The sequence below is a fragment of the Methylomicrobium sp. Wu6 genome, from assembly GCF_035916875.1.
In the GTDB taxonomy this organism is placed as follows: domain Bacteria; phylum Pseudomonadota; class Gammaproteobacteria; order Methylococcales; family Methylomonadaceae; genus Methylomicrobium.
This window is the reverse complement of record NZ_JAXUHN010000091.1, coordinates 40,230-60,208: the sequence shown is the minus strand read 5'-3', so window position 1 is coordinate 60,208 and position 19,979 is coordinate 40,230. Positions and strand designations below refer to the sequence as shown.

The window sequence follows — 19,979 nt, the reverse complement described above, 5'->3', positions numbered from 1 at the left end:
GGGTTAGCCTTTCGGAACGAAAAAGAACGGGCTGCCTTCATGACCAGCATGCTGCAACGCGGAATATTCCGGCGACTGTTGAAAGCCGACCATCGATGCGGATTTTTTGACCTGTCCTGAAACGATTCGGAACAGTTCGTAATCGACCATCATGCCCTTGTTCGATTTCAGCGCGTTCAGCAACGCCTTCGCAAAGACGGAGTGATTGCCGCCGCCGGAATCGAGCACCGGTTCCTCGCCGCCTGACGTCATCACAGTGCGCGCTTTGCGGTTCATCATGAACTTGAGCCATTTTTCGCGTTTATCCTCCGGCATGTCCTTCGGCAGACGTACAATCGCGCCCTGCGTCATCGCGCCCGAATAGCAGGAATCGGCGATCACCAGGATATGCCTGGCCGGGATCACATTCAGGTATTGGGTCACATTGAAGCTGGACAGCCAGTTCGCGGTGTTGTTCGGTTCGGCGTCGGTCGGCAGCCAGTAGGCGCTTTCGTCGCTTTTGTCGATTTCGCCGTGCCCGGCGTAATAAATCAACAGGTTGTCCTGGTCGGTCAGGCTCTGACGCAGGTCATTGAACGCGGTCATGATTTGATGCCGGTTCGCGTTGATCAACAGTTTCGTCTGGAAACCGTAGCGCGAGCGCAGGACTTCGTCAACCGCCTTGGCGTCGTTTGCCGAAGTATTCAAAGTCGGCATGCTCGCATAATTGTTGTTGCCGATGATCAGCGCATAAAATTTGCCGAAATTGACCGACGGGTAGGTGCTCGAGGTCATGCTTTCGGGCGCTTCGTCAAATGTTTGCGCGGCGGATTGCGTCGGAGCCAGCAGATTGAAGGAAATCAGACTGCGCCGGTTTTGTTTGTCGGTAGCGACGATCTTGACCGAGGTTGAAGCCGATGCGATTGGGATTTCGGATTTGAAGACTCCATCCTTGTCGGGCTGAACCGGCAATTCATTGATCTGCAAGCTTCTCAATCCGGTGGGCGATGAAATCTTGCCGATGATTTCCTTGATTTTGGTCGCCGAGCGCAGACGGAAGCTCGGCTCGGTTCCCCGGGTCAATTTGACCGGCGGATCGAGGATTTCGATCGACGGGCCCGCTTTCGCGAGCGTTAACGGCTGTGCCAGATTGCTCTTTTCTTTCGCGATTGCGTTTTTGAGTTCCTTGATTTGTCCGCCCTGCGCGAGCAGATGGCTCTTGGAGTCGGACAATTTGGTACGCAAGGTCTCGACAGCGAGTTTTTCCTGCGTGCTGCTTGCCTGTTTGGCTTTCTCCTCGATCGTATTGACCTCCATGTTGATTTGCGCGGAACTGGCCTGATATTGGCTTTCGAGCGTTTTCAGGCGCGCTTCCATTTCGGCCAGATTATTCTCTGAAGTATTGACTTGAGACTCTTCGACCGGCTCGGATTCTTCTGTGGCGGGCGCCTGTTTCGGCTCCTGACGTGCAATCACTTGCGATTTCGGCTGGCTCTTAAGTTGCCGCTCTTCGGCTTTCAATTGTTTTTCGAGTTGGGAGACCTGCTGTTGCTGGTTTTTTAGATGCGACTTTTTGGTCTCGACTTCCTGTTGCAGCGATTCGATGAGACCTTCGTTGCGGCTAGCCTTACCTTTTTCCTGATTCAATCGGTTGCGGGTTTCGTCGAGTTGCCTTTCGATCGTTCGCGATTGCTGCTTTTGTTCGGTTAATTGTTGTCGAGTGGCGTCCAGTTGAGTTCGCAGATTTTCCGCCTCTTCCTTGTAGCCTTGCGATTCTTCGCGCAATTGCGTCAATTGCTGCTGGTAGTTGGCCTCGATGACGCTGGAAAATTGCAAATCGGAGTTGGCCAGTCCCGATGCCTTGCGGTACCAGTTCAATGCGGTCGCCTTGTCCTGTTTGACGCCGAGGCCTTTTTCGTACAGATAGCCCAAGTTGATCTGTGCCTGCGAATTGCCTTTCTCGGCCGCTTTCAAATACCACTCTGCGGCCAGCTTGGGGTCGGCCATGCCGCCGAGTCCTTTTTCATAAATTTCGCCAACCTTGACCTGCGCCTCCGGATCGCCCTGCTGCGCCTGCGGCAACCAGATCTTCAACGACGACGCAGCATTCGCGCGGTCATATGCGACATATTCGCCGCCGCGCATTTCGCAATCGCCCGCGGTGGTCTGGATTGGCCGCCGCGCGGTCAAATACATCGCCCGCGCGCCGAGCTTGCGTACCTGTCCCGGCAACAGGCAATCGACCACGAACAGCTTGTCGGTGTCTTTCGGATCGTAGCCGGCCGTCGCTTTCGAATCGTTCAGTTCGGAGACGGACGTGGCCGCGCATCCGACCAGCACCGTCAGCGCCGAGATCAGACAAAAATTGTGGATTTTCGCTGGTTTAACCGAGAAACTGCCGAAAACGCCCGGTTTGCAAAATGGTTTCATGGATCTTGTCCGCTTTTAAATTTGGAGCAGTTGATGTTGATTGAGCTAACCCTGCAGGCAATGTTAATCGAGCCATTCTGGAACGGCAAGTTAGCGAGAAATTTATTTCAATTATACGACGCAATCGATCGTAACAATATGTTGCCGCATCCGTTTGTTGTTTGAGCGATTAAATCAACTCGGCAGGGTCAGTATTTGAATTTCGCCAAGCACTCCAGCAAATAGTCCAAATCCTTTTCGGTATGATTGGCGGAAACCTGCAGCCTGATTTCCTGCTCGCCTTTGGGGACCACCGGATAATTCAGGCCGGTCGCCAGAATCTTGTGCGCAAACAAATGCTCGACCAGGGCGGAGGTTTTGCCGGTGTCGCGGATCAAAATCGGCACAATCGGATGTTCGCCAGGCAGGGTCTCAAAGCCTAAGCGCTCTAGGCCGGACCTGAGGCGGAGGCTCAATCCGCGCAATCTTTCCAACAGATTAACGCCTTCCCGGCTGTCGACGATCTGCAAGGCGGACAGAGCCGCCGCCGCTTCGCCGGGCGTGATCGGATTCGAATAGATGTATAACGGCGCGCTTTCCCTAAGATAAGCTATAACAGCCGCGCTGGAGACGACATAGCCGCCGTTCACCCCAAAAGCCTTGCCGAGCGTGCCGACTAAGATGTCGGCCTTGCCTCCGGCGACTTCCTCGGTTCCGCGCCCGGTCCTGCCGAGAGCGCCGACGCCGTGCGAATCATCGACCAGCGTGATGACGCCTTGCTCATAAGACTCATCATAGTTGCCGCAAATCGCGCCGATTTTGCCGAGTTCCGCATGATCGCCGCGCATGCTGAAGACACCATCGACGACCACGCAGACACGCTTGACCTGGCCGCGATAAGCGGCCAGGATTTTGTCCAGCGCGACGAGATCGCCGTGCGCGAACACTTCCTTGCGGGCCGGTTGGGCGAGCCGGATCGCGTTGATGATGCAGTTATGATTCAAGGCATCGCTGACCACGAGCGTATCCTCCGCGATCAACTGCGGCAGCACGCCGAGCATCGTCGCATAGGCTGCGCTGAACAGCATCGCGGCGTCGCGGCTGTGAAATTCGGCCAGCCTTTTTTCAAGCTCGACATGGGGACGGTAGGTGCCGCTGATGAAGCGAACCGCGCCGGGGCCCGCGCCGAAGGTTTCGACCGCTTCGGCCTCGGCGCGGATCACGCGTCGATCGAGTCCAAGGCCCAGATAGGCATTCGAATTCATGCGCAGATATGGACTATTGCCGAAACCTTCCAGCAAATAACGCGGCCCGAAACCTTCCGCCGCCGGCAGGATACCGGCCACCACTTTCTCGTGCCCCTTGCCGATGCCCTGAAGTTGTAGTTGATTGACTTTAGCGTGCAGCAGCGTTTCAATTTTTGTCAGCGACATATTGACCTCCGGTTAACCGTTTTGTATTTTGACCGCGATTTTTTCAAGCATATCCCGGACCATCGCCGCGAGGTCGAAGCGCGGTTGCCAGCCCCATTCGGCGCGGGCGGCGCTGTCGTCCATGTGCCTGGGCCAGGAGGACGCGATGGCCTGGCGCACCGGATCGATCGCATAAGCGATCGTGAAGTCGGGAATATGCTTTTGGATTTCGGCCGCGAGCTTCGCAGGGGTGAAACTCATTGCGGTTACATTGAAGGCATTGCGGTGGCGCAGGGTGTTGTTGTCCGCGTTCATCAGCCGGATCGCGGCGTCGATCGCATCCGGCATGTACATCATGTCCAGTTGCGTTTCGGCGCTCAAAAAACAGTCGTAATGCCGGGCGGTTAAGGCCGCATAAAAAATTTCGACCGCATAATCGGTCGAACCTCCACCCGGCAGCACCTTGCTCGAAATCAGCCCCGGATAACGTAGGCCGCGCGTATCGACGCCGAAGCGGCGGTAATAATAGTCGCATAGCAGTTCGCCGGACACCTTGGTGATGCCGTAAATCGTGGTCGGCCGCTGCATCGTGTCCTGCGGCGTATCATTTGCCGGCGTGCCGGGACCGAAAGCGCCGATCGAACTCGGAAAAAACACCGAGCACCGGTGCTTTCTGGAGGCTTCCAGCACATTGATCAGGCCGTTCATGTTAATGTCCCAGGCTTCCTGCGGCCTATCTTCGGCGACCGCGGACAACAGCGCGGCGAGATGAAAGATCGTATCGCAACGATGATCGGCGACGATCTGTTCGATGCTATCGGTATCGCGTACATCGATCCCGTAAAAAGGCCCCGATTCCGGCAACTCGGTGGACGACCGCCGATTGTAGGCGGCTGCGATCACGTTTTCCGCGCCGTATTGATCCCTCAGGACCAGCGTTAATTCCGATCCGATTTGTCCGGTCGCGCCGGTGACCAATATCTTTTTCATTGACACGCTCCGGTGCTGTTTTGAATATGCTTATTGCGGCGATGTCCTTACCTGAGCTGTTGACTAATCCTTATATTTCGCTCTCTTTGATAACCTTTCTTTTATTGTGGACTTGATGTTTCGATCAATTCTTGGCATTGTAGCGGGTTGTTTCGATCAATCCTATCATCCGCATGTTTCAATTTGTTCTCTCGCTGATTAATCGCCTGCACGCCAAGCAGGTTCCCGCGACCGGCATCGGCTTATTCCGGTTTTTTTACGGCTTGGTTACGCTTCAGGAAGTTCTGTTTTTAATTTATTTTAATCATTTGATTTTCGATCCGATCCCCTATATCGATGTCGAATTTCCGACGATCCCGTTTTTTCTCGGCCTTTGGGCATTGGTCGCTTTTTTTGTCGCGATCGGCTACCGCTATCGGTTTTCGCTGTTGGCAAATTATCTGTTCTGGATCGTGTTCGTCAATTTCACGCCGATGCAACGCGATTTTGACGGCGGTTTCGACATGTTCATGACCGGCGCCAATTTCTTCCTGCTGTTCATGCCGGGTGACCGCGCGTTTGCGATCGACGCGCTGCGCTATAAGCTCAGCACACCGTTTCGGCATTACCGCAGTTACACTAAACCTATGGTTTCGGCGTTGGCCTATTACCTGCCGGTCGTGGTCTGCCTTGGCTTTTTGTATTTCGATTCGGCGATTCATAAGCTGTTTGCCGAACATTGGCGCAACGGTTTGGGCTCCTGGCTGCCTTCGACGCAGCCTTATTATGTATCCGCGCTGGATATGTCGTGGTTGCTGAATCAGGAAGCTCTGGTCAAGGCGATCGGTTATACGATCCTGGTTTTCCAGTTCACGTTTTTGTTCTTCTTCAACCGGAGCCGCTTGCGCCCGGTTTATCTGTTCGCCGGCATCGGCCTGCACCTCGGCATCACGCTGTCGTTGAACATCTATCCGTTCGGGATGGGCATGCTGATCTTTTACACGCTGCTGGTGCCGTTCAGTTGGTGGCGCAGGATCGGCCGGATCGTGACGGCCGGAGAGCCTCTGTTGACCGTGTTTTATGACCAGCTGTGCCCGCTCTGCAACCGGACCGTGCTGATCCTGAATCATTTCGATATTTTCCGCTGCATCGACTTCAAAGGCGCGCAGGACAATGCGGGACAGTACCCGGCGCTAAACGCGTTGAGCCAGGAGGTGCTATTGACCGATCTCTATGCGCTGGACCGGAACAACCGGCTCTACGCCGGGCTGGACACTTATATCCAGATACTGATCAAGATGCGTTACCTCAGCCCTCTGGGCTTGGCGCTGAAAATGCCGGGCATCTATCATCTGGCCGCGAAAAAATACCGGCAAATCGCCGATAATCGCGCGCGCGTGGCTTGTACCGCCGACTGCGTCAGCGCGGAACCTTTGCCGGATCTGACGTATTACCATCGCGTATTCGAGCTGTATGCTCAGCAAAAGCCGAAAGCCTTTGCGCGCAAGCTGGCGAAAATCCTGGTCGCGATCATCCTGCTGCAATTGAACAGCACGATTCATTACGGCATTCTGTACCGCTTCAAGTTGAACAAACCCGAGAATCCGGCGTTGGCGGCCGTGATCCAGGGCAGCAACGAGCTGATCTCGGTGTCGCAGCTTTTTCTTGGTATCGCGCCGCATGCGCTGTATCTGCACGATCATTTTGCCGGTTACGACCGGATTATCGCGATTACTTATACCGACTCAGAGGGCCGCGAGCAATGGCTGCCGTTCGTGAACGAGCAGGGCAGGTTGCTGGCGCCGAACTGGGGTCGCGTGCATTCGATGTGGGCGAACATCGCGGTGACGCCGACGATCAACGAAACGCGGCTGAAGAAATTCATTATGAAAGTGACCGCGTTTTGGGGGCAACAAATCGGTTTGCGGCTCGATCACACAGTTTTCCATATCAAGATGAAAAAAATCGATGCGCCAACGCATTGGGTTGATGATCAACTGCACAAGAATTTCTCCGCTCCGTGGAGCGATGTCGGTATCGCCACATGGCGAAACGGTGCTATCTCTATAGAAATTCAAAACAATATCAACGATATATGATGCCGGTATCGCAAAAATCTATTTTTTATTGCTTGATCGCCGATGGCATGGTATAAATTACGAGTGCTTTTATGGGCGCATACATAAAAATAATGTAAACATTTTTGGAGGATATTATTATGAAAAAAGTTCTTTCAGTTTTGGCTCTGGCTCTGATGGTTGTTGGTCTGACTGGTTGCTTGGATCCGCAAGACGGCGAAAAACAAAGACCAAGCTCTTCTTCTAGCGTTTCGCTCTAATTATTGAGCGAGCGTTCGGTTTGTTTTATTGCATCAATTAGTAAGTCATGGTATAAAATCCGGGTGCTCTTTTTGAGCGCACTCACTATAAAAATAACTTGATCCCTTGTGGAGGATATTATTATGAAGAAAGTTTTAGCACTTCTGGCTCTGACTCTGACGATTGTTGGTTTGACTGGCTGCTTGGATCCTCAAGATGGCGAAAAGCAAAGACCAAGCTCTTCAACCTCTGTAGGTTTGTAATAAATATCAGTAAGTTTGTAATAAAACTGACCGGATATGCCAAAAAACCCAGCTTAACGGCTGGGTTTTTTGTGTATGGGGGATGGAAAAATGTCCCTGTCATATGTCGTGGATTTCTACCAACCGTTTGCTCGGTCGCATCACTCATGCGCAGCGAAACCTGAGCTGAGTCGTTTTTTCGAAAATGACTTTATCCGATTCTATCCTCTCCGTTGTAGACGCAGCGAATTCAACACGGCCGAAATCGAACTAAACCACATTCCCATGCGGCGCGTCGCCGGCATTGTGTTAATGGCTGTTGTGGGGTACGCATCGCGTACTATTTCCAAAGTTATCCTGAGCGGTTAGCCAAGAAAGTACGCCATGCATGCCCGACAATATGGGGGGTTTGCGAAGTTATTGATAACCAAATGCTTAGTGCAAATTTTGGGGCGCATCGGCATCTTACCTGTCTTCCGTGATCAGGTCGTGCAGATGGTCTTTCTGCCGTAACACAAAATTTCCGCTTTCTATGGCCGCGCGGTGGGATACCGAGATGATTTCCTTGCGGTATTTGTGCGCGAAATAGCCGGTCACGACGCCCAGACCGAACATGATGATCGGGGTTCTGCTCATCGCGCCGACAATGCCGCGGCCGGTATGAATGATGGTCGATACGATGACGCCGGTTGCTACGCCTTTGGCGATCATGTCGGCCTGTGGCGTCGGGCTTGATGCGTCGTCCGATTTTGGTTTGGTCATTTCATGATTCATGTTTGTGGTTAATTGAGTCATCATTTTCAGCAATAGAATTATATGTAAAAAAGCCGGAGCGCCGCCAGGCTTGCCGGTAAACTCCACACTGATGCGTCATTTCATACAGGGCTAAAAAAGCCTATTGATGTCGTAAATATTAAGGTCGTAAATATTAAGTCGGAAGACATCGATGCGGTGCAAACGTTCAATTGCGCCGACAACAAAAGGTATGATGAAATAGCCTATTAGCTGGCCCGCCGCTTCAAAATCTCTCTTCGATAACGGGTATAACGATGGCCATCAAGCACAGCGCCGATTCTCGCCAAACCGATTCGGGACCGGGCCGTATTGGCAAAATCGCGAAAAAAATCACCGCGGTCACGCTGGCATTGTTCGGTATCGGCTTTATCCTTTGGCTCGACAGTTGGTTCATGGCTCATGCCGAGATGCCGAAACTCGGCCGCGATATCAGTTATGGATTGCTTATGCTGATCGGTTTTTTGACCAGTTTCCACTGCGTCGGCATGTGCGGTCCGCTGATTCTAAGCTATACCGCCAAAACCGCCGCCAAGGGACATCAATCCTACGGCACGCATTTCTTGTACGGAATCGGCAAGACGCTGTCCTATACGCTGATCGGCGGGTTATTTGGTGCCTTCGGCGCGGTCATTGCTTTTACGCCGTTTACGCAGGGCGTAATCGGCGTGGCGGCGGGTATTTTTCTGATCCTGTTCGGTCTCCACATGCTCGAAGTGTTTCCGGCGCTCGGCCATTTTCAAATCAAGGCGCCGGCGTTTTTGATGCGTTTCGTCGGCAAGGAATACCGCAAGCACAGCAATCCGTTCATCATCGGGCTGTTAAACGGCCTGATGATCATTTGCGGTCCGCTGCAGGCGATGTATGTAATGGCCGCCGGCACCGGCAGTTGGTTGGAAGGGGCGACGATTCTGTTTTTTTTCGGCGTCGGCACCTTGCCGCTGCTGATGAGCTTCGGTTTTCTGACCAGTTTGTTGTCGGCTAATCTGACGCCAAAACTGCTGAAGGTTTCGGGCGTGATCGTGATGATTCTGGGGGCGATCATGGTGAACCGGGGGCTGGCGGTGACCGGTACCGGCATCGATTTTAATACGCTGGTCGCGCGCGTGGCGCAGAAGTTGGCGCCGGTGGCATCCGAAACGCAGGCTTTAGCGACCGAACAAATAATTACGATGGATGTGTTGAAAACCGGTTTTTCGCCGAATCGTTTTACCTTACGCAAAGGCATTCCGGTCAAATGGGTGATCGACGGCAAACAATTGAACGAATGCAATAAGGAGATCATCGTTCCTCAATATGATCTCAGGATCAAATTGAAACCCGGGAAACAGGTGATCGAATTCACGCCGCCGGAAGCCGGCGTAGTGTCCTGGAGTTGCTGGATGGGCATGATACCGGGAACCTTTATCGTCGTGGACGCCACGCCTACGTCAAAACCGACTACAACGGCTGGCGCCGCTGAGGGGACGCCGACGGCAGTATCCGAATATGATCGCTTGATCCGGGAATTCAAGCGGTTGTGGAACCGGTTGCTGATGTACATTCAGAATCGCGTGGCAGTTTCGTTGGAATTCTGGTTCAAAGCCGCCACTCAAAATAACGCAATCAGTCACCTGTCGCCTGCGTAAAGCGGTCATTGGTGATTGGCATTATTCATCGGTAGAAGTCGGCCATTTTGAGACAGTCACAGCAACCAAATATAAAATCGCTGAGGGTCCGGTCCATGGTACTGAGCGGACAGTAATAAAGTCATTCTCTTCCGCCCCTTCAGTAACCCCTGCTTAACGGCTATCCACCGTTCATAAATTTTGTAAATGACACCATTAATAAACATCATTTAACACCTCGGCATTGATCCAGTATGGTGTGCTGGAATTCAACCAATTGACGGGGATTACAATGAATCGTTTAACCAAATTTAGCGCCATCTTGCTACTGGTGGCTTGCCGGGCGATGGCCGACGGCAATTCCAATTTCGAGATCTTGGCCAATCTGGATAAGGGGCCTGGCAATGTGACCGCCACGCCTAGCGGCCGAATCGTAATGAGCCTGCATCAGTTTTATCAGCCGCAATACACGGTAGTCGAGTACAAGAATCAAAAGCTGGTGCCTTTTCCCAACCAGGAGTTGGCGGCGGCCGATTCGAGGTCGGCGTTAAAACTGGACTCGGTGTTGGGCATACGCTCGGATTCCAATGGTGTCGTTTGGATGCTGGATAACGGGATGCGCAGCGGTGTCACGCCCAAGCTGGTCGGCTGGAATACCCAAACCGATAAACTGCAGCGCTTAATCTACCTACCCGGACCAATTGCCCCTAAGGATGCTTTTGTCAACGATTTTGCTCTGGACGCTGCCCGCAATCATGCCTTCATCAGCGATCCGGCCGGTGGTAGCAATGCGGCGCTGATTGTCGTCAATCTGTCGACCGGCGCTGCGCGGCGGGTACTTGAGGGTCATACTAGCGTGATACCGGAGCCTGTCGATCTAATCATCGACAACGTGCCGGTACAGATCAAGACCACCTCCGGCAATCTGGTCAGGCCACATATCGGCGTCAATCCGATCACCGAAGACTTAAATAACGAATGGGTGTATTTCGGCCCGATGCACGGCCACAGTCTTTATAGGATCAAAGCGGCCGATTTGGTCAACGAGACCTTGACCACCCAGGCATTGGCAGGCCGGGTCGAGCGCTACAGCGATAAACCCATCTCGGACGGCATCAGCATTGACCACGACAACAATATCTACCTGGGCGACCTAGCCAATAACGCCATTGGTGTGATAAACCCGAACCGCAGTTACCGACAATTGGCCCAATGCCCGAGATTGTCCTGGGTGGATTCATTCAGTTTCGGTCCCGACGGCCGATTGTACGCTGTGGTCAACCGCCTGCATCGCTCAGCGGCGCTGAACGGCGGCGACGCCCAGGCGAAGCCGCCGTATTATCTATTGCAGGTCAAGGCCTTGGCCGCCGGCCTGCCCGGGCGTTAAATCAACACCTCGTTCGAGTCTATATTCCGGCCTATTAAAGCGATCTGCTCACGCAGCCAGCAATGGGCCGGATCTTTTTCTCGCAGCGGATGCCATATCATCACCAGATCGTAATCCGGCAGGTCGATTGGGACCGGCACAATGTCCAGGGCCGCAAACGTCTTGAACTGGGCGGCGATCCGGTACGGCAGCGACAAAATCATGTCGGTCTGGGCGACGATCAACGGCGCTGACAGAAAATGCGGCACAATCAGCTTAATGTGGCGTTCCAAGCCCAGTTCAGTCAGTTTGGCGTCTACCGCCCCAAGCTGACTGCCGGTGCGCGAGATCAACATATGTGATGCCGTCAGATACTCCTGTAACGACGGCGCGCCGTGGATTCGTGGATGCTGATGGCGCAATACGCAAGCCATCCGATCGCTGAATAGATATTCGCAGCATAGATGTGTCGGCGGTTCCAGCACCGAAGCAAACCCCAGCACCACATCCAGACTACCGTTTTCCAGTTGCGCCATTGGAAACGCCGATTCCGTGCGTTTGACATGAATGTCGATACCGGGCGCGGCTTGCTCGATCAGTCGCGAGAGATCCGGTAACAGCAAAAACTCCATGTAATCGGTGGCTGCCAAGCTAAAGCGGCGCTGGCTGGCCGCAGGATCAAAGTCTTGCGGAAGTTCCAGCAGCCGCTCCATTTCCAGCAGCAAGGCGTGCACCGGCTCTACCAGCGCCAATGCTCTCACCGTCGGTTGCATACCCGTCGGCGTTTTTACCAGCAGCGGATCGTCGAATTGCTGACGCAAGCGGTGCAGGATATGGCTCATCGCTGACTGGGTAACGAACATCTGTTCTGCGGCACGGGTGACATTGCGCTCCCGCATCAGTAGGTCGAAAGCCAGCAAAAGGTTCAAATCAAAACTACGCAGATTAGCCATGTGTCGATTACCGCTATCAAAGGTTGCTACATGGTAACTAATTTCAGTCGATTGCGACATGAACAGTCTTGATGGTGCGATGAAATTTATACATTTCACAGCCCGGCTGTTTTTACCTATCGTATCCACCGAGCGCGTCGTCACGCCCCAGCGACTAGGATTCCCCCCCCCCACGGACCGATCTAATGTGGGCGACGCGCCCGGCTTGTCCGGAAAAACTCATACCGATTATCACGATTTCATCGAGGAGAACTTTCATGTCCGCACAGATTCCAATCGCGTCCTTCAAACCGTACCGAGGCGAGAAAGCCAGGCTCGCCCGCGCCTACGATTATTTGATCCTGGTTCTGGCCCTGTTTTTATTCATAGGCTCGTTTCATTTGCATTTCGCGCTGACCGTCGGCGACTGGGACTTCTGGGTGGACTGGAAGGATCGGCAATGGTGGCCGTTGGTCACGCCGTTGATGGGCATCACCTTTCCGGCGGCGGTGCAGGCCGTACTGTGGGATGAATTCCGTTTACCGCTCGGCGCGACCTTGTGTGTCGCCGCCTTATTAATCGGAACCTGGATAGCACGCATCTTCGCCTATCACTATTGGAACTTTTTCCCGATCAACATGGTGCTGCCGGCCACGATGCTGCCCGGCGCGATGGTGCTCGATGCAATGTTGATGCTGAGCAACAGTCTGACCATCACCGCAATCTTTGGCGGCGCGGCGTTTGCGTTGTTGTTCTATCCCAGCAACTGGCCGATATTCGCCATGTTCCATCAACCGGTCGAATACGCCAATAGCCAATTGACCGTCGCCGATTTGTTCGGTTTTCAATACATCCGCACCGGCATGCCGGAATACCTGCGGATCATCGAACGCGGCACGCTGCGCACTTACGGTCAATACGCGGCGCCTCTGGCGGCGTTCTGTTCGGCGTTGCTGTGTTCGTTGATGTATGTACTGTGGTGGTATATCGGCAAGTGGTTCGCCACCGTGCGTTACCTGGCTAAAATCTAAGGAGAATCTACTATGAAAACCCTCATCAAGCCTTGGCTCATCGCCATGTTGTGGATAGGCGCGCTGTTCGTGCTGGAGATGCCTGCGGCGTTGGCGCACGGCGAAAAAGCCCTGGAACCGTTCATTAGGATGCGTACGATACAGTGGTATGACGTGCAATGGTCCACGCAAAAATTCAACGTTAACGAAGAAGTCAGCGTCAGCGGCAAGTTTCATGTCGCCGAGGACTGGCCTGTCAGCGTACCCAAGCCGGAAGCGACCTTTCTGAATATTTCCACACCCGGGCCGGTGCTGATCCGCACCGAGCGCTACCTGAACGGCAAGCCCTGGACCAATTCGGTGGCCTTGCAGCCGGGCGGCGACTATGAGTTCAAGGTTGTGCTGAAAGGGCGTTTACCGGGCCGTTACCACATCCATCCCTTCTTCAATTTGAAGGACGCCGGCCAAGTCATGGGCCCGGGCGCCTGGCTGGAAATCGGCGGCGAAGCGGCTGACTTTAATAACACGGTTAAAACCATCCACGGCGAAATCATCGACATGGAAAGCTTCGGTTTTGGCAATGGCGTGTTCTGGCATCTGTTCTGGGGCGTGCTGGCCACTGCTTGGCTGCTGTGGTGGGTGCGCCGGCCGTTATTCATCAGCCGTTACCGGATGCTGGAGGCAGGCCTGGAACACGAACTGATCACTACCAACGATAAGCTGATCGCCAAGGCGGTGCTCGTCGGCGTGCCTGTCCTGGTGCTGGCTTTCAATGCGATGGAGATCAATCGCTACCCGGACACCATCCCGTTGCAAGCCGGACTGGATCAGATTCTGCCGCTGCCTGCCCAGGTCAATGCCGGTACGGTCAATGTTGACGCCTTGAAAGCCGAATATAACGTGGCGCAACGCGCCATGGTATTGCAGATCAAAATCGACAACCGCAGCCAAAGTGCAGTGCGGATTGGCGAATTTTCCACCGGCAACGTCCATTTCATCAATCCTGAGCTACCCGCAGCAAGGCACAAACCGGACGGTGACGCGATAACGACTGCCGGCCTGAACATCGACGACAAGCAGTCAGTTCAACCCGGCGAACAGCGCGTGTTGACCTTCGTCGCCCACGATGCGGCCTGGGAATCGGAGAAACTCGACGGCCTGATTCGTGATGCCGACAGCCGCATCGGCGGACTGCTGTTTCTTTACGACGACTTGCTGGGTAAACGCTATATCTCCAGCATTTCCGCCGCTGTCATCCCCAAATTCAGTTAATTATTTAGGAGTACATCATGGCTACTACATCCGAACACATCGCCTCGGCGACAGAAAACGCCCATCCGCTGCCCTGGTATTTGCAGGATTTGCCGAGATACCTGAAAACTTTCGGCGCGCTGACCGTCATGTATATCGGCTTGCGCCTGTATCAGGGCGCTTTTGCGGTTTCAGCTGGGCTCGATTCTACCGAGCCGGCGTTCGAGCAGTACTGGATGCGGTTGTTTTATATTGAACTCGCGGTGATCGCGGTGGTAATGACCGGACTGTGGGCCTATTTATGGTTCACGCGCGACAAGCAACTTGACCGGCTGGAGCCCAAGGAAGAGATACGCCGTTATTTCGTGCTGACGATGTGGATCAGTATCTACACCTTTGCGGTGTATTGGGCCGGCAGCTATTTTGCCGAACAGGACAATTCCTGGCATCAGGTGGCGATTCGGGATACGCCGTTCACTGCCAACCACATCATCGAGTTTTACTTCAATTTTCCGTTGTATGTGATCCTGGGCGGCTGTGCTTGGTTGTATGCCAGAACCCGGCTGCCGCTGTATGCCAAAGGCATCTCGCTGCCATTGACGCTCGCGGTGTTCGGCCCGTTCATGATCCTGGTCAGCGTCGGTTTCAACGAATGGGGGCACACCTTCTGGTTCAGGGAGGAGTTCTTCGCGGCGCCGATTCACTGGGGCTTCGTGATCGGCGTCTGGTTCGCGCTGGGCGTAGGCGGCATCCTGCTGCAAGGCGTGACGCGGCTGATCGCGCTGCTGGATCAGATTGAAGATGCGGAATAAATCCGACATGAGGCAAGGGGTGACACGTTCCGTTCCACACCGTTTGCATTATGCCTGGATTGTGTTGGCGGCGACCTTTGCGTGTCTGTTTGTGGCTGCCGCGCTGAGGTCGGTGCCCGGCATTTTGATGCTGGCACTGGAAAGAGAGTTTGGTTGGGGACGGGATGCAATCAGCGGTGCGGTAGCGGTGAATCTGCTGCTGTTCGGGGTGTCCTCGCCGTGGCTGGGCCGTTGGATGGACCTCTACGGACCTAAGCGCGTTTGTTTGGCCAGCATTGCGTTGCTGGCGCTGGCCGCCGGGGCCTGCACGGTCATGAGCGAACTTTGGCAGTGGTATCTACTGTGGGGAGTAATCGCCGGCATCGGTTCCGGGGGAACTTCAATCGTGCTGGGTTCGGCCTTGATCAACCGCTGGTTTCGGGAGCAGCGCGGATTGGCGCTAGGCATTCTTGGCGCGGCGTTCTCCTCGGGGCAGCTGATTTTCACGCCGCTGGTAATGCAGATCAACATCGACTTCGGCTGGCGGCCGGCCCTTCTGCTGTTGGCGGGACTGTTGGGATTGCTGGTGTTGCCGCTCTCGGCCTATTTACTCGCTGACGAACCTATCCTAAAAAGGTTGCGTGCCTACGGTGCTGTGGGAGAAGAGACAAAGCCTGTGTCGGCAGACCCTTGTCCGATGCATGCCGCCCTGGGTCAACCCCAGTTTTGGATATTGGCCGGCAGTTTCGCGATTTGCGGTTTCACCACGTCCGGTCTATTCCAGACCCATCTGATTCCGCACGGCATCGAGCATGGTTTCACAGAAATGACGATGGCGGTATCGCTGGGTTTGATGGGGGCGGCTGACATCATCGGCACCCTATTCTCCGGCTGGCTTTGCGACCGCTTCGACAAACGAAGGCTGTTGGCGATTTATTATGTCTTGCGCGGCCTGTCGCTGATGGCGCTGCCCTATGTCGAGTCCACCGAACAGCTGATGCTGTTTTCAGTGGTTTATGGTTTGAACTGGCTCTCCACGGTGCCGGCGACCTCGGCACTGACCGCCGATCTGTTCGGCAAACACAATGTCGGGGTGGTGTTCGGCTGGGTCTGCTGCGCCCATCAACTGGGTGCGGCATTGGCTTCTTACTCGGCGGGTTATCTACACAGCTCACTGGGTAATTACGATCTAGCTTTTCTCGGCTCAGGCTTGTTTGCATTAGTCGCTACCGGACTCGTTGTAAATGTACGAACTGAACAGCAACTGAAGATATAAAACGCCATAACGAAAAAGCAGAACACGGATGAGTCAATTCCGCATCGGTGCTTGCTTAAAACAAATTTTCGTGGAAATGAATCCCTTATGGAGATAGCATGTCATACTTACCCTCAAGCCCTAACCTTACCAGCTTCGGCGGTATGTTGGCAAAATATCCTCGCCGTGGAATTTTGCTGTTCAAACTACTGGAAGACATCAAGAGCGGTTTTTCACCCCTCAGCAAAGAAATGCGTGTGCTGATTATCGCTTATATATCGAGATTGAACCAGTGCGAATTGTTCTATAAAGCGCACAAAGAAAAAGCAGTAGAATCAGGTATTGATGAAGCCATCTTCGATCAATTACAAACCGATATTAGCGGTGCCAATGTCGATGAGAAATTGAAGCCGCTTCTCCATTACATCAAAAAATTGACCCTCACACCTGATCAAATTACCCAAACCGATGCGCAGAGAATATTCGATGTCGGATGGGACGAACAAGCTCTTCTCGATTCGGTTAGCCTATGCGCTATCGTCAATTGTATGAACCGTTTTGTTGCTGGAATAGGCATTGATTTAGAAATACCAGGCGAAACGTATAAGCTACAACGCATGAGCGGTTAATGGTATGACGGTGTATCGTCAAGTTGCTATCATGCCGTCAAACACCCTTGTTTGCGCACTGGCGTGTATGGCTGATCACTAAAAACTATTTACCCATAACAATTTTCTGATTTGTAAGGATTTCTTTTGAGGCCGGTTTGGGCTAAATAGCTGCCGTCCCAGTCAAACGGTGTGACCGGCGGCTATGGGTCGAATTCTAGCAGTCAGCATAACTCAGTTAAACTATCGCCGGTGACTGCTTTGGAGCAATTTTCATTGGCTGCATTCAAGTCAACAAAGTCAGTAGCCGAATCCCAAAGTTGTTGGTATATCAAAAAAATAAAAAAATCGGGCATGAAAAGCATGTCCGACACGGCTTAAAATGAATGGTATAAATCAAGCATTTCATATTGTTTGGAACTTCGATTATTTGAGTCTGCCGAAGTAAAACTGTTCATATCTTACGGCAACTATGGTTAATAAACTCAACGCAGAAATGGCCAGGCAGCAGGATTCTATAAAGTGTCCGCATTCCGTGATTTTCCGATGCAAAAAAGACTTTGACGTCAGCCGTCGTGATCATTGAGAAATGCGAATTTCAAGGTTATTTTTTTATCGCTCGAGCACTGAGGTTCTCGATCTGAGCTTGCTCATCGTGCAGACCTTGATTCGCGAAGGAGCCGAGCAAGGTAGCCTCAGACAAAAATCCGCGATGGTTAAGCTGCTGGGAGTGACTGATTTGTTCCTGTTTACCGAAGCACTTTATATGCGGCATTTGTCCCAGGCTCATCCCCTTCACTGGAACATTTTCCCTCCGCCTCGTTCACACAGATGTTAATAGGAATCACACTTCGCCGATGAACGCATGGATTGAAAAGCAAAGTTGCAGCATCGGTTTTACGATTTTGCTTTGCTGTCTCTGGCTTTGGCCGGTAAGCGCGGTATTCGCGGTCGGTGAGGCGGGATTGCTCGATCCCGATGCGGCTTTTGAATTGACTTATGCGGTCAAAAACTCCGAGACACTGACGTTCTCCTGGTCCATTGCCGATGGCTATTATCTGTATCGGGATAAGGTCAAATTTGTCTCGCAAACCGCCGGCATTGAGGCGGGAACGCCGGTGTTGCCGAAAGGCGATGACAAGCAGGACACATTTTTCGGCGATGTCGAAATCTACCGGGGAAGAGTGACTGCCCAGTTGCCTCTCCGCCGCCTGGACGCCAAGACAAACCGATTGGTGATCGATCTGCGCTATCAAGGCTGCGCCGAAGGCCGCGTCTGTTATTTACCGATTTGGAAGACCGTTACCTTCGATTTGCCGGAGGCCGCCAAGTCTGGCGCTGACATGACCGCTCCGCTCGCGGCGCAACCGACGGATGTCGCGGAGCCGGATCGGATCGCGGGATTGTTGGCTAGACATTCATTCTGGCTAATTCTGCCGAGCTTTCTCGGTTTTGGCCTGCTGCTGGCGTTTACTCCCTGCGTTTTTCCGATGATTCCGATCATATCCGGCATCGTGATCGGCGACGGCGCGGAATCGACCACGCGGCGGGCCTTCTCGCTGTCCTTATGTTATGTGCTCGCGTCCGCGCTGACTTATACGGTTTTCGGGATATTGGCCGGGCTGTTCGGGCAAAATCTGCAAGCCTTTTTCCAGCAGCCCTGGATACTGATCGGTACGAGCGGACTCTTTGCGCTGTTAGCGCTGTCGATGTTCGGACTGTTCAACCTGCAGGTCCCGTCCTTCGTCCAGTCCCGAATCACTTCGATCAGTTCCCGGCAACGGCGCGGCAACTGGCTGAGCGCTGCGATGATGGGCATACTGTCGGCGCTGACGATCGGGCCGTGCGTGACCGCGCCCTTGGCCGGCGCGCTGATCTATATCGGCCAGTCCGGCGATGCGCTGCTGGGCGGCTTGGCGCTGTTTGCGCTGGGTTTGGGTATGGGTCTGCCGTTGCTACTGATCGGCACATCGGCCGGCAAATTGCTGCCGCGCTCCGGCGCCTGGCTACACGTCACGAAGACGGTCTTCGGCGTAGGGCTTTTGGCCGTTGCGGTCTGGCTGCTCGGGCGTATCTTGCCGACCTCGGTCATGCTGGTTTTGTGGGGCTTGCTGATGATTATTCCGCTCATATATCTGGGTTGGAAAAAGCTTTGGAAGATTACCGGTTTCATCGCGTTAACCTATACGGTTTTGCTGTTGGCCGGGATTGCGACCAAGTCGCAACGTGATTATCTGGAAGTATTGTGCAATGCCGCGGTTGCCTGCCAGGCCGAACCCTTGCCTTACCAAAAAGTCGAGACCGCGGCCGATTTGCGGCAACGTCTTGCTGAGGCCGAGCGGAAAGACCAATGGTTGATGCTTGATTTTCATGCCGACTGGTGTGTATCCTGTCTGGAGATGCAGAACACGACGTTTACCGATCCCAGTGTGCGGGCGGCGCTGTCGACCATGGTGCTGGTGCAGGCCGATGTGACTGAGGAGGGCTCGGCGGCTCGGGATCTGCTCGGGCGCTTTGAGCTGGTCGGCCCGCCCGCGATCCTGTTTTTCGGGCCGGATCAGCGGGAAAGAAAATCACTCCGAGTTATCGGCTATATGGACGGCGAGGACTTTCTGGCGCATCTCAAGCGGCTTGCTGAATAAACTGTTCGGTAGAGATCCGCGAGCGGAGAATCTCAGCGATTCGTGCTCGCATCGGCTTTGGGGATATTTTTTGAAACATACGGAAACCGCATGCAAAGCGAGCACAACGAAACAGAGATTTTGACTGAAGAAGATTTCGGCACGAAAACCGACGCCTTGATTAAATTGGGGTTGATCACGGTCGGCACCCAGATCGCCACCGAGGTGATTCACCGCGTCGCGCGCTATCCGCTGGTGGTGTTTGGTCTCGGCATGGCGGTGGGTATCTATGCGTACAAGCACCGCCAGAAGATCATCCAGACGGCCAGACAGATAGAGCATCAGGGTAAAACCCTGCTGCCTATCAAATCCGGCGATAATTGAAGTTCGCTTTTTCCGATATTCTTAATCGAAAAA

15 protein-coding genes are annotated in these 19,979 nt (G+C 53.6%); 10 read left to right on the top strand and 5 right to left on the bottom strand.

The window, feature by feature from the left end:
* Nucleotides 1–3 precede the first annotated feature (3 nt).
* The 3 genes from U2W12_RS16795 to U2W12_RS16785 all read right to left on the bottom strand — a co-directional run bounded on the left by U2W12_RS16795 (nt 4) and on the right by U2W12_RS16785 (nt 4,790).
* A complete protein-coding gene (locus tag U2W12_RS16795) occupies nt 4–2,409 on the bottom strand; it encodes a caspase family protein (RefSeq protein ID WP_326501846.1) in 2,406 nt (801 codons plus the stop codon).
* A gap of 188 nt (nt 2,410–2,597) precedes the next feature.
* The gene (locus U2W12_RS16790; RefSeq protein ID WP_326501845.1) at nt 2,598–3,821 is read right to left on the bottom strand and encodes an aminotransferase class I/II-fold pyridoxal phosphate-dependent enzyme; all 1,224 of its coding nucleotides are present in this window, start codon (nt 3,819–3,821) and stop codon (nt 2,598–2,600) included.
* 12 nt (nt 3,822–3,833) lie between these two features.
* The gene (locus U2W12_RS16785; RefSeq protein WP_326501844.1) at nt 3,834–4,790 is read right to left on the bottom strand and encodes an NAD-dependent epimerase/dehydratase family protein; all 957 of its coding nucleotides are present in this window, start codon (nt 4,788–4,790) and stop codon (nt 3,834–3,836) included.
* Nucleotides 4,791–4,963: 173 nt separating this feature from the next.
* Between U2W12_RS16785 and U2W12_RS16780 the strand changes: the two genes are divergently transcribed.
* A complete protein-coding gene (locus U2W12_RS16780) occupies nt 4,964–6,868 on the top strand; it encodes a DCC1-like thiol-disulfide oxidoreductase family protein (RefSeq protein ID WP_326501843.1) in 1,905 nt (634 codons plus the stop codon).
* A 926-nt stretch (nt 6,869–7,794) separates the two neighbouring features.
* Here U2W12_RS16780 and U2W12_RS16775 read toward each other — a convergent pair.
* A complete protein-coding gene (locus U2W12_RS16775) occupies nt 7,795–8,091 on the bottom strand; it encodes a hypothetical protein (protein WP_326501842.1) in 297 nt (98 codons plus the stop codon).
* A gap of 287 nt (nt 8,092–8,378) precedes the next feature.
* Here U2W12_RS16775 and U2W12_RS16770 point away from each other — a divergent pair, with 287 nt between their 5' ends.
* Both U2W12_RS16770 and U2W12_RS16765 read left to right on the top strand, forming a co-directional pair.
* Nucleotides 8,379–9,749, top strand: a complete 1,371-nt coding sequence (locus tag U2W12_RS16770) for a sulfite exporter TauE/SafE family protein (RefSeq protein ID WP_326501841.1) — start codon at nt 8,379–8,381, stop codon at nt 9,747–9,749.
* A gap of 271 nt (nt 9,750–10,020) precedes the next feature.
* Nucleotides 10,021–11,115: an L-dopachrome tautomerase-related protein gene (locus tag U2W12_RS16765; RefSeq protein WP_326501840.1), complete on the top strand. Its 1,095-nt coding sequence runs from the start codon at nt 10,021–10,023 to the stop codon at nt 11,113–11,115.
* Here U2W12_RS16765 and U2W12_RS16760 read toward each other — a convergent pair.
* Nucleotides 11,112–12,047 carry a LysR family transcriptional regulator gene (locus U2W12_RS16760; RefSeq protein WP_326501839.1) on the bottom strand — a complete coding sequence of 312 codons (936 nt, stop codon included), beginning with the start codon at nt 12,045–12,047 and terminating at the stop codon, nt 11,112–11,114. The two genes, U2W12_RS16765 and U2W12_RS16760, sit on opposite strands and share 4 nt — an antisense overlap.
* Nucleotides 12,048–12,304: 257 nt before the next feature.
* Between U2W12_RS16760 and amoA the strand changes: the two genes are divergently transcribed.
* The 7 genes from amoA (at nt 12,305) to U2W12_RS16725 (ending at nt 19,946) form a co-directional block, all read left to right on the top strand.
* The gene (gene amoA / locus U2W12_RS16755) at nt 12,305–13,057 is read left to right on the top strand and encodes a bacterial ammonia monooxygenase, subunit AmoA (protein ID WP_326501838.1); all 753 of its coding nucleotides are present in this window, start codon (nt 12,305–12,307) and stop codon (nt 13,055–13,057) included.
* Between the two features lie 12 nt (nt 13,058–13,069).
* Nucleotides 13,070–14,308: a bacterial ammonia monooxygenase, subunit AmoB gene (gene amoB, locus U2W12_RS16750; protein ID WP_326501837.1), complete on the top strand. Its 1,239-nt coding sequence runs from the start codon at nt 13,070–13,072 to the stop codon at nt 14,306–14,308.
* Between the two features lie 17 nt (nt 14,309–14,325).
* The gene (gene amoC / locus U2W12_RS16745; RefSeq protein ID WP_326501836.1) at nt 14,326–15,099 is read left to right on the top strand and encodes a bacterial ammonia monooxygenase, subunit AmoC; all 774 of its coding nucleotides are present in this window, start codon (nt 14,326–14,328) and stop codon (nt 15,097–15,099) included.
* A 19-nt stretch (nt 15,100–15,118) separates the two neighbouring features.
* Complete coding sequence (locus tag U2W12_RS16740) at nt 15,119–16,354, top strand: MFS transporter (RefSeq protein ID WP_326501835.1); 1,236 nt, start codon at nt 15,119–15,121, stop codon at nt 16,352–16,354.
* Nucleotides 16,355–16,452: 98 nt separating this feature from the next.
* Nucleotides 16,453–16,962: a hypothetical protein gene (locus U2W12_RS16735; protein WP_326501834.1), complete on the top strand. Its 510-nt coding sequence runs from the start codon at nt 16,453–16,455 to the stop codon at nt 16,960–16,962.
* 836 nt (nt 16,963–17,798) lie between these two features.
* Complete coding sequence (gene dsbD / locus U2W12_RS16730) at nt 17,799–19,583, top strand: protein-disulfide reductase DsbD (protein ID WP_326501833.1); 1,785 nt, start codon at nt 17,799–17,801, stop codon at nt 19,581–19,583.
* Between the two features lie 90 nt (nt 19,584–19,673).
* The gene (locus tag U2W12_RS16725; protein WP_326501832.1) at nt 19,674–19,946 is read left to right on the top strand and encodes a hypothetical protein; all 273 of its coding nucleotides are present in this window, start codon (nt 19,674–19,676) and stop codon (nt 19,944–19,946) included.
* The last annotated feature ends 33 nt before the right edge of the window (nt 19,947–19,979 follow it).

Excerpts from the sequence above, each read along its gene's own strand:
- U2W12_RS16795 (WP_326501846.1), bottom strand. The coding sequence starts at position 2,409 with ATGAAACCATTTTGCAAACCGGGCGTTTTCGGCAGTTTCTCGGTTAAA.
- U2W12_RS16790 (WP_326501845.1), bottom strand. The coding sequence starts at position 3,821 with ATGTCGCTGACAAAAATTGAAACGCTGCTGCACGCTAAAGTCAATCAA.
- U2W12_RS16785 (WP_326501844.1), bottom strand. The coding sequence starts at position 4,790 with ATGAAAAAGATATTGGTCACCGGCGCGACCGGACAAATCGGATCGGAA.
- U2W12_RS16780 (WP_326501843.1), top strand. The coding sequence starts at position 4,964 with ATGTTTCAATTTGTTCTCTCGCTGATTAATCGCCTGCACGCCAAGCAG.
- U2W12_RS16775 (WP_326501842.1), bottom strand. The coding sequence starts at position 8,091 with ATGACCAAACCAAAATCGGACGACGCATCAAGCCCGACGCCACAGGCC.
- U2W12_RS16770 (WP_326501841.1), top strand. The coding sequence starts at position 8,379 with ATGGCCATCAAGCACAGCGCCGATTCTCGCCAAACCGATTCGGGACCG.
- U2W12_RS16765 (WP_326501840.1), top strand. The coding sequence starts at position 10,021 with ATGAATCGTTTAACCAAATTTAGCGCCATCTTGCTACTGGTGGCTTGC.
- U2W12_RS16760 (WP_326501839.1), bottom strand. The coding sequence starts at position 12,047 with ATGGCTAATCTGCGTAGTTTTGATTTGAACCTTTTGCTGGCTTTCGAC.
- amoA (WP_326501838.1), top strand. The coding sequence starts at position 12,305 with ATGTCCGCACAGATTCCAATCGCGTCCTTCAAACCGTACCGAGGCGAG.
- amoB (WP_326501837.1), top strand. The coding sequence starts at position 13,070 with ATGAAAACCCTCATCAAGCCTTGGCTCATCGCCATGTTGTGGATAGGC.
- amoC (WP_326501836.1), top strand. The coding sequence starts at position 14,326 with ATGGCTACTACATCCGAACACATCGCCTCGGCGACAGAAAACGCCCAT.
- U2W12_RS16735 (WP_326501834.1), top strand. The coding sequence starts at position 16,453 with ATGTCATACTTACCCTCAAGCCCTAACCTTACCAGCTTCGGCGGTATG.
- dsbD (WP_326501833.1), top strand. The coding sequence starts at position 17,799 with ATGAACGCATGGATTGAAAAGCAAAGTTGCAGCATCGGTTTTACGATT.
- U2W12_RS16725 (WP_326501832.1), top strand. The coding sequence starts at position 19,674 with ATGCAAAGCGAGCACAACGAAACAGAGATTTTGACTGAAGAAGATTTC.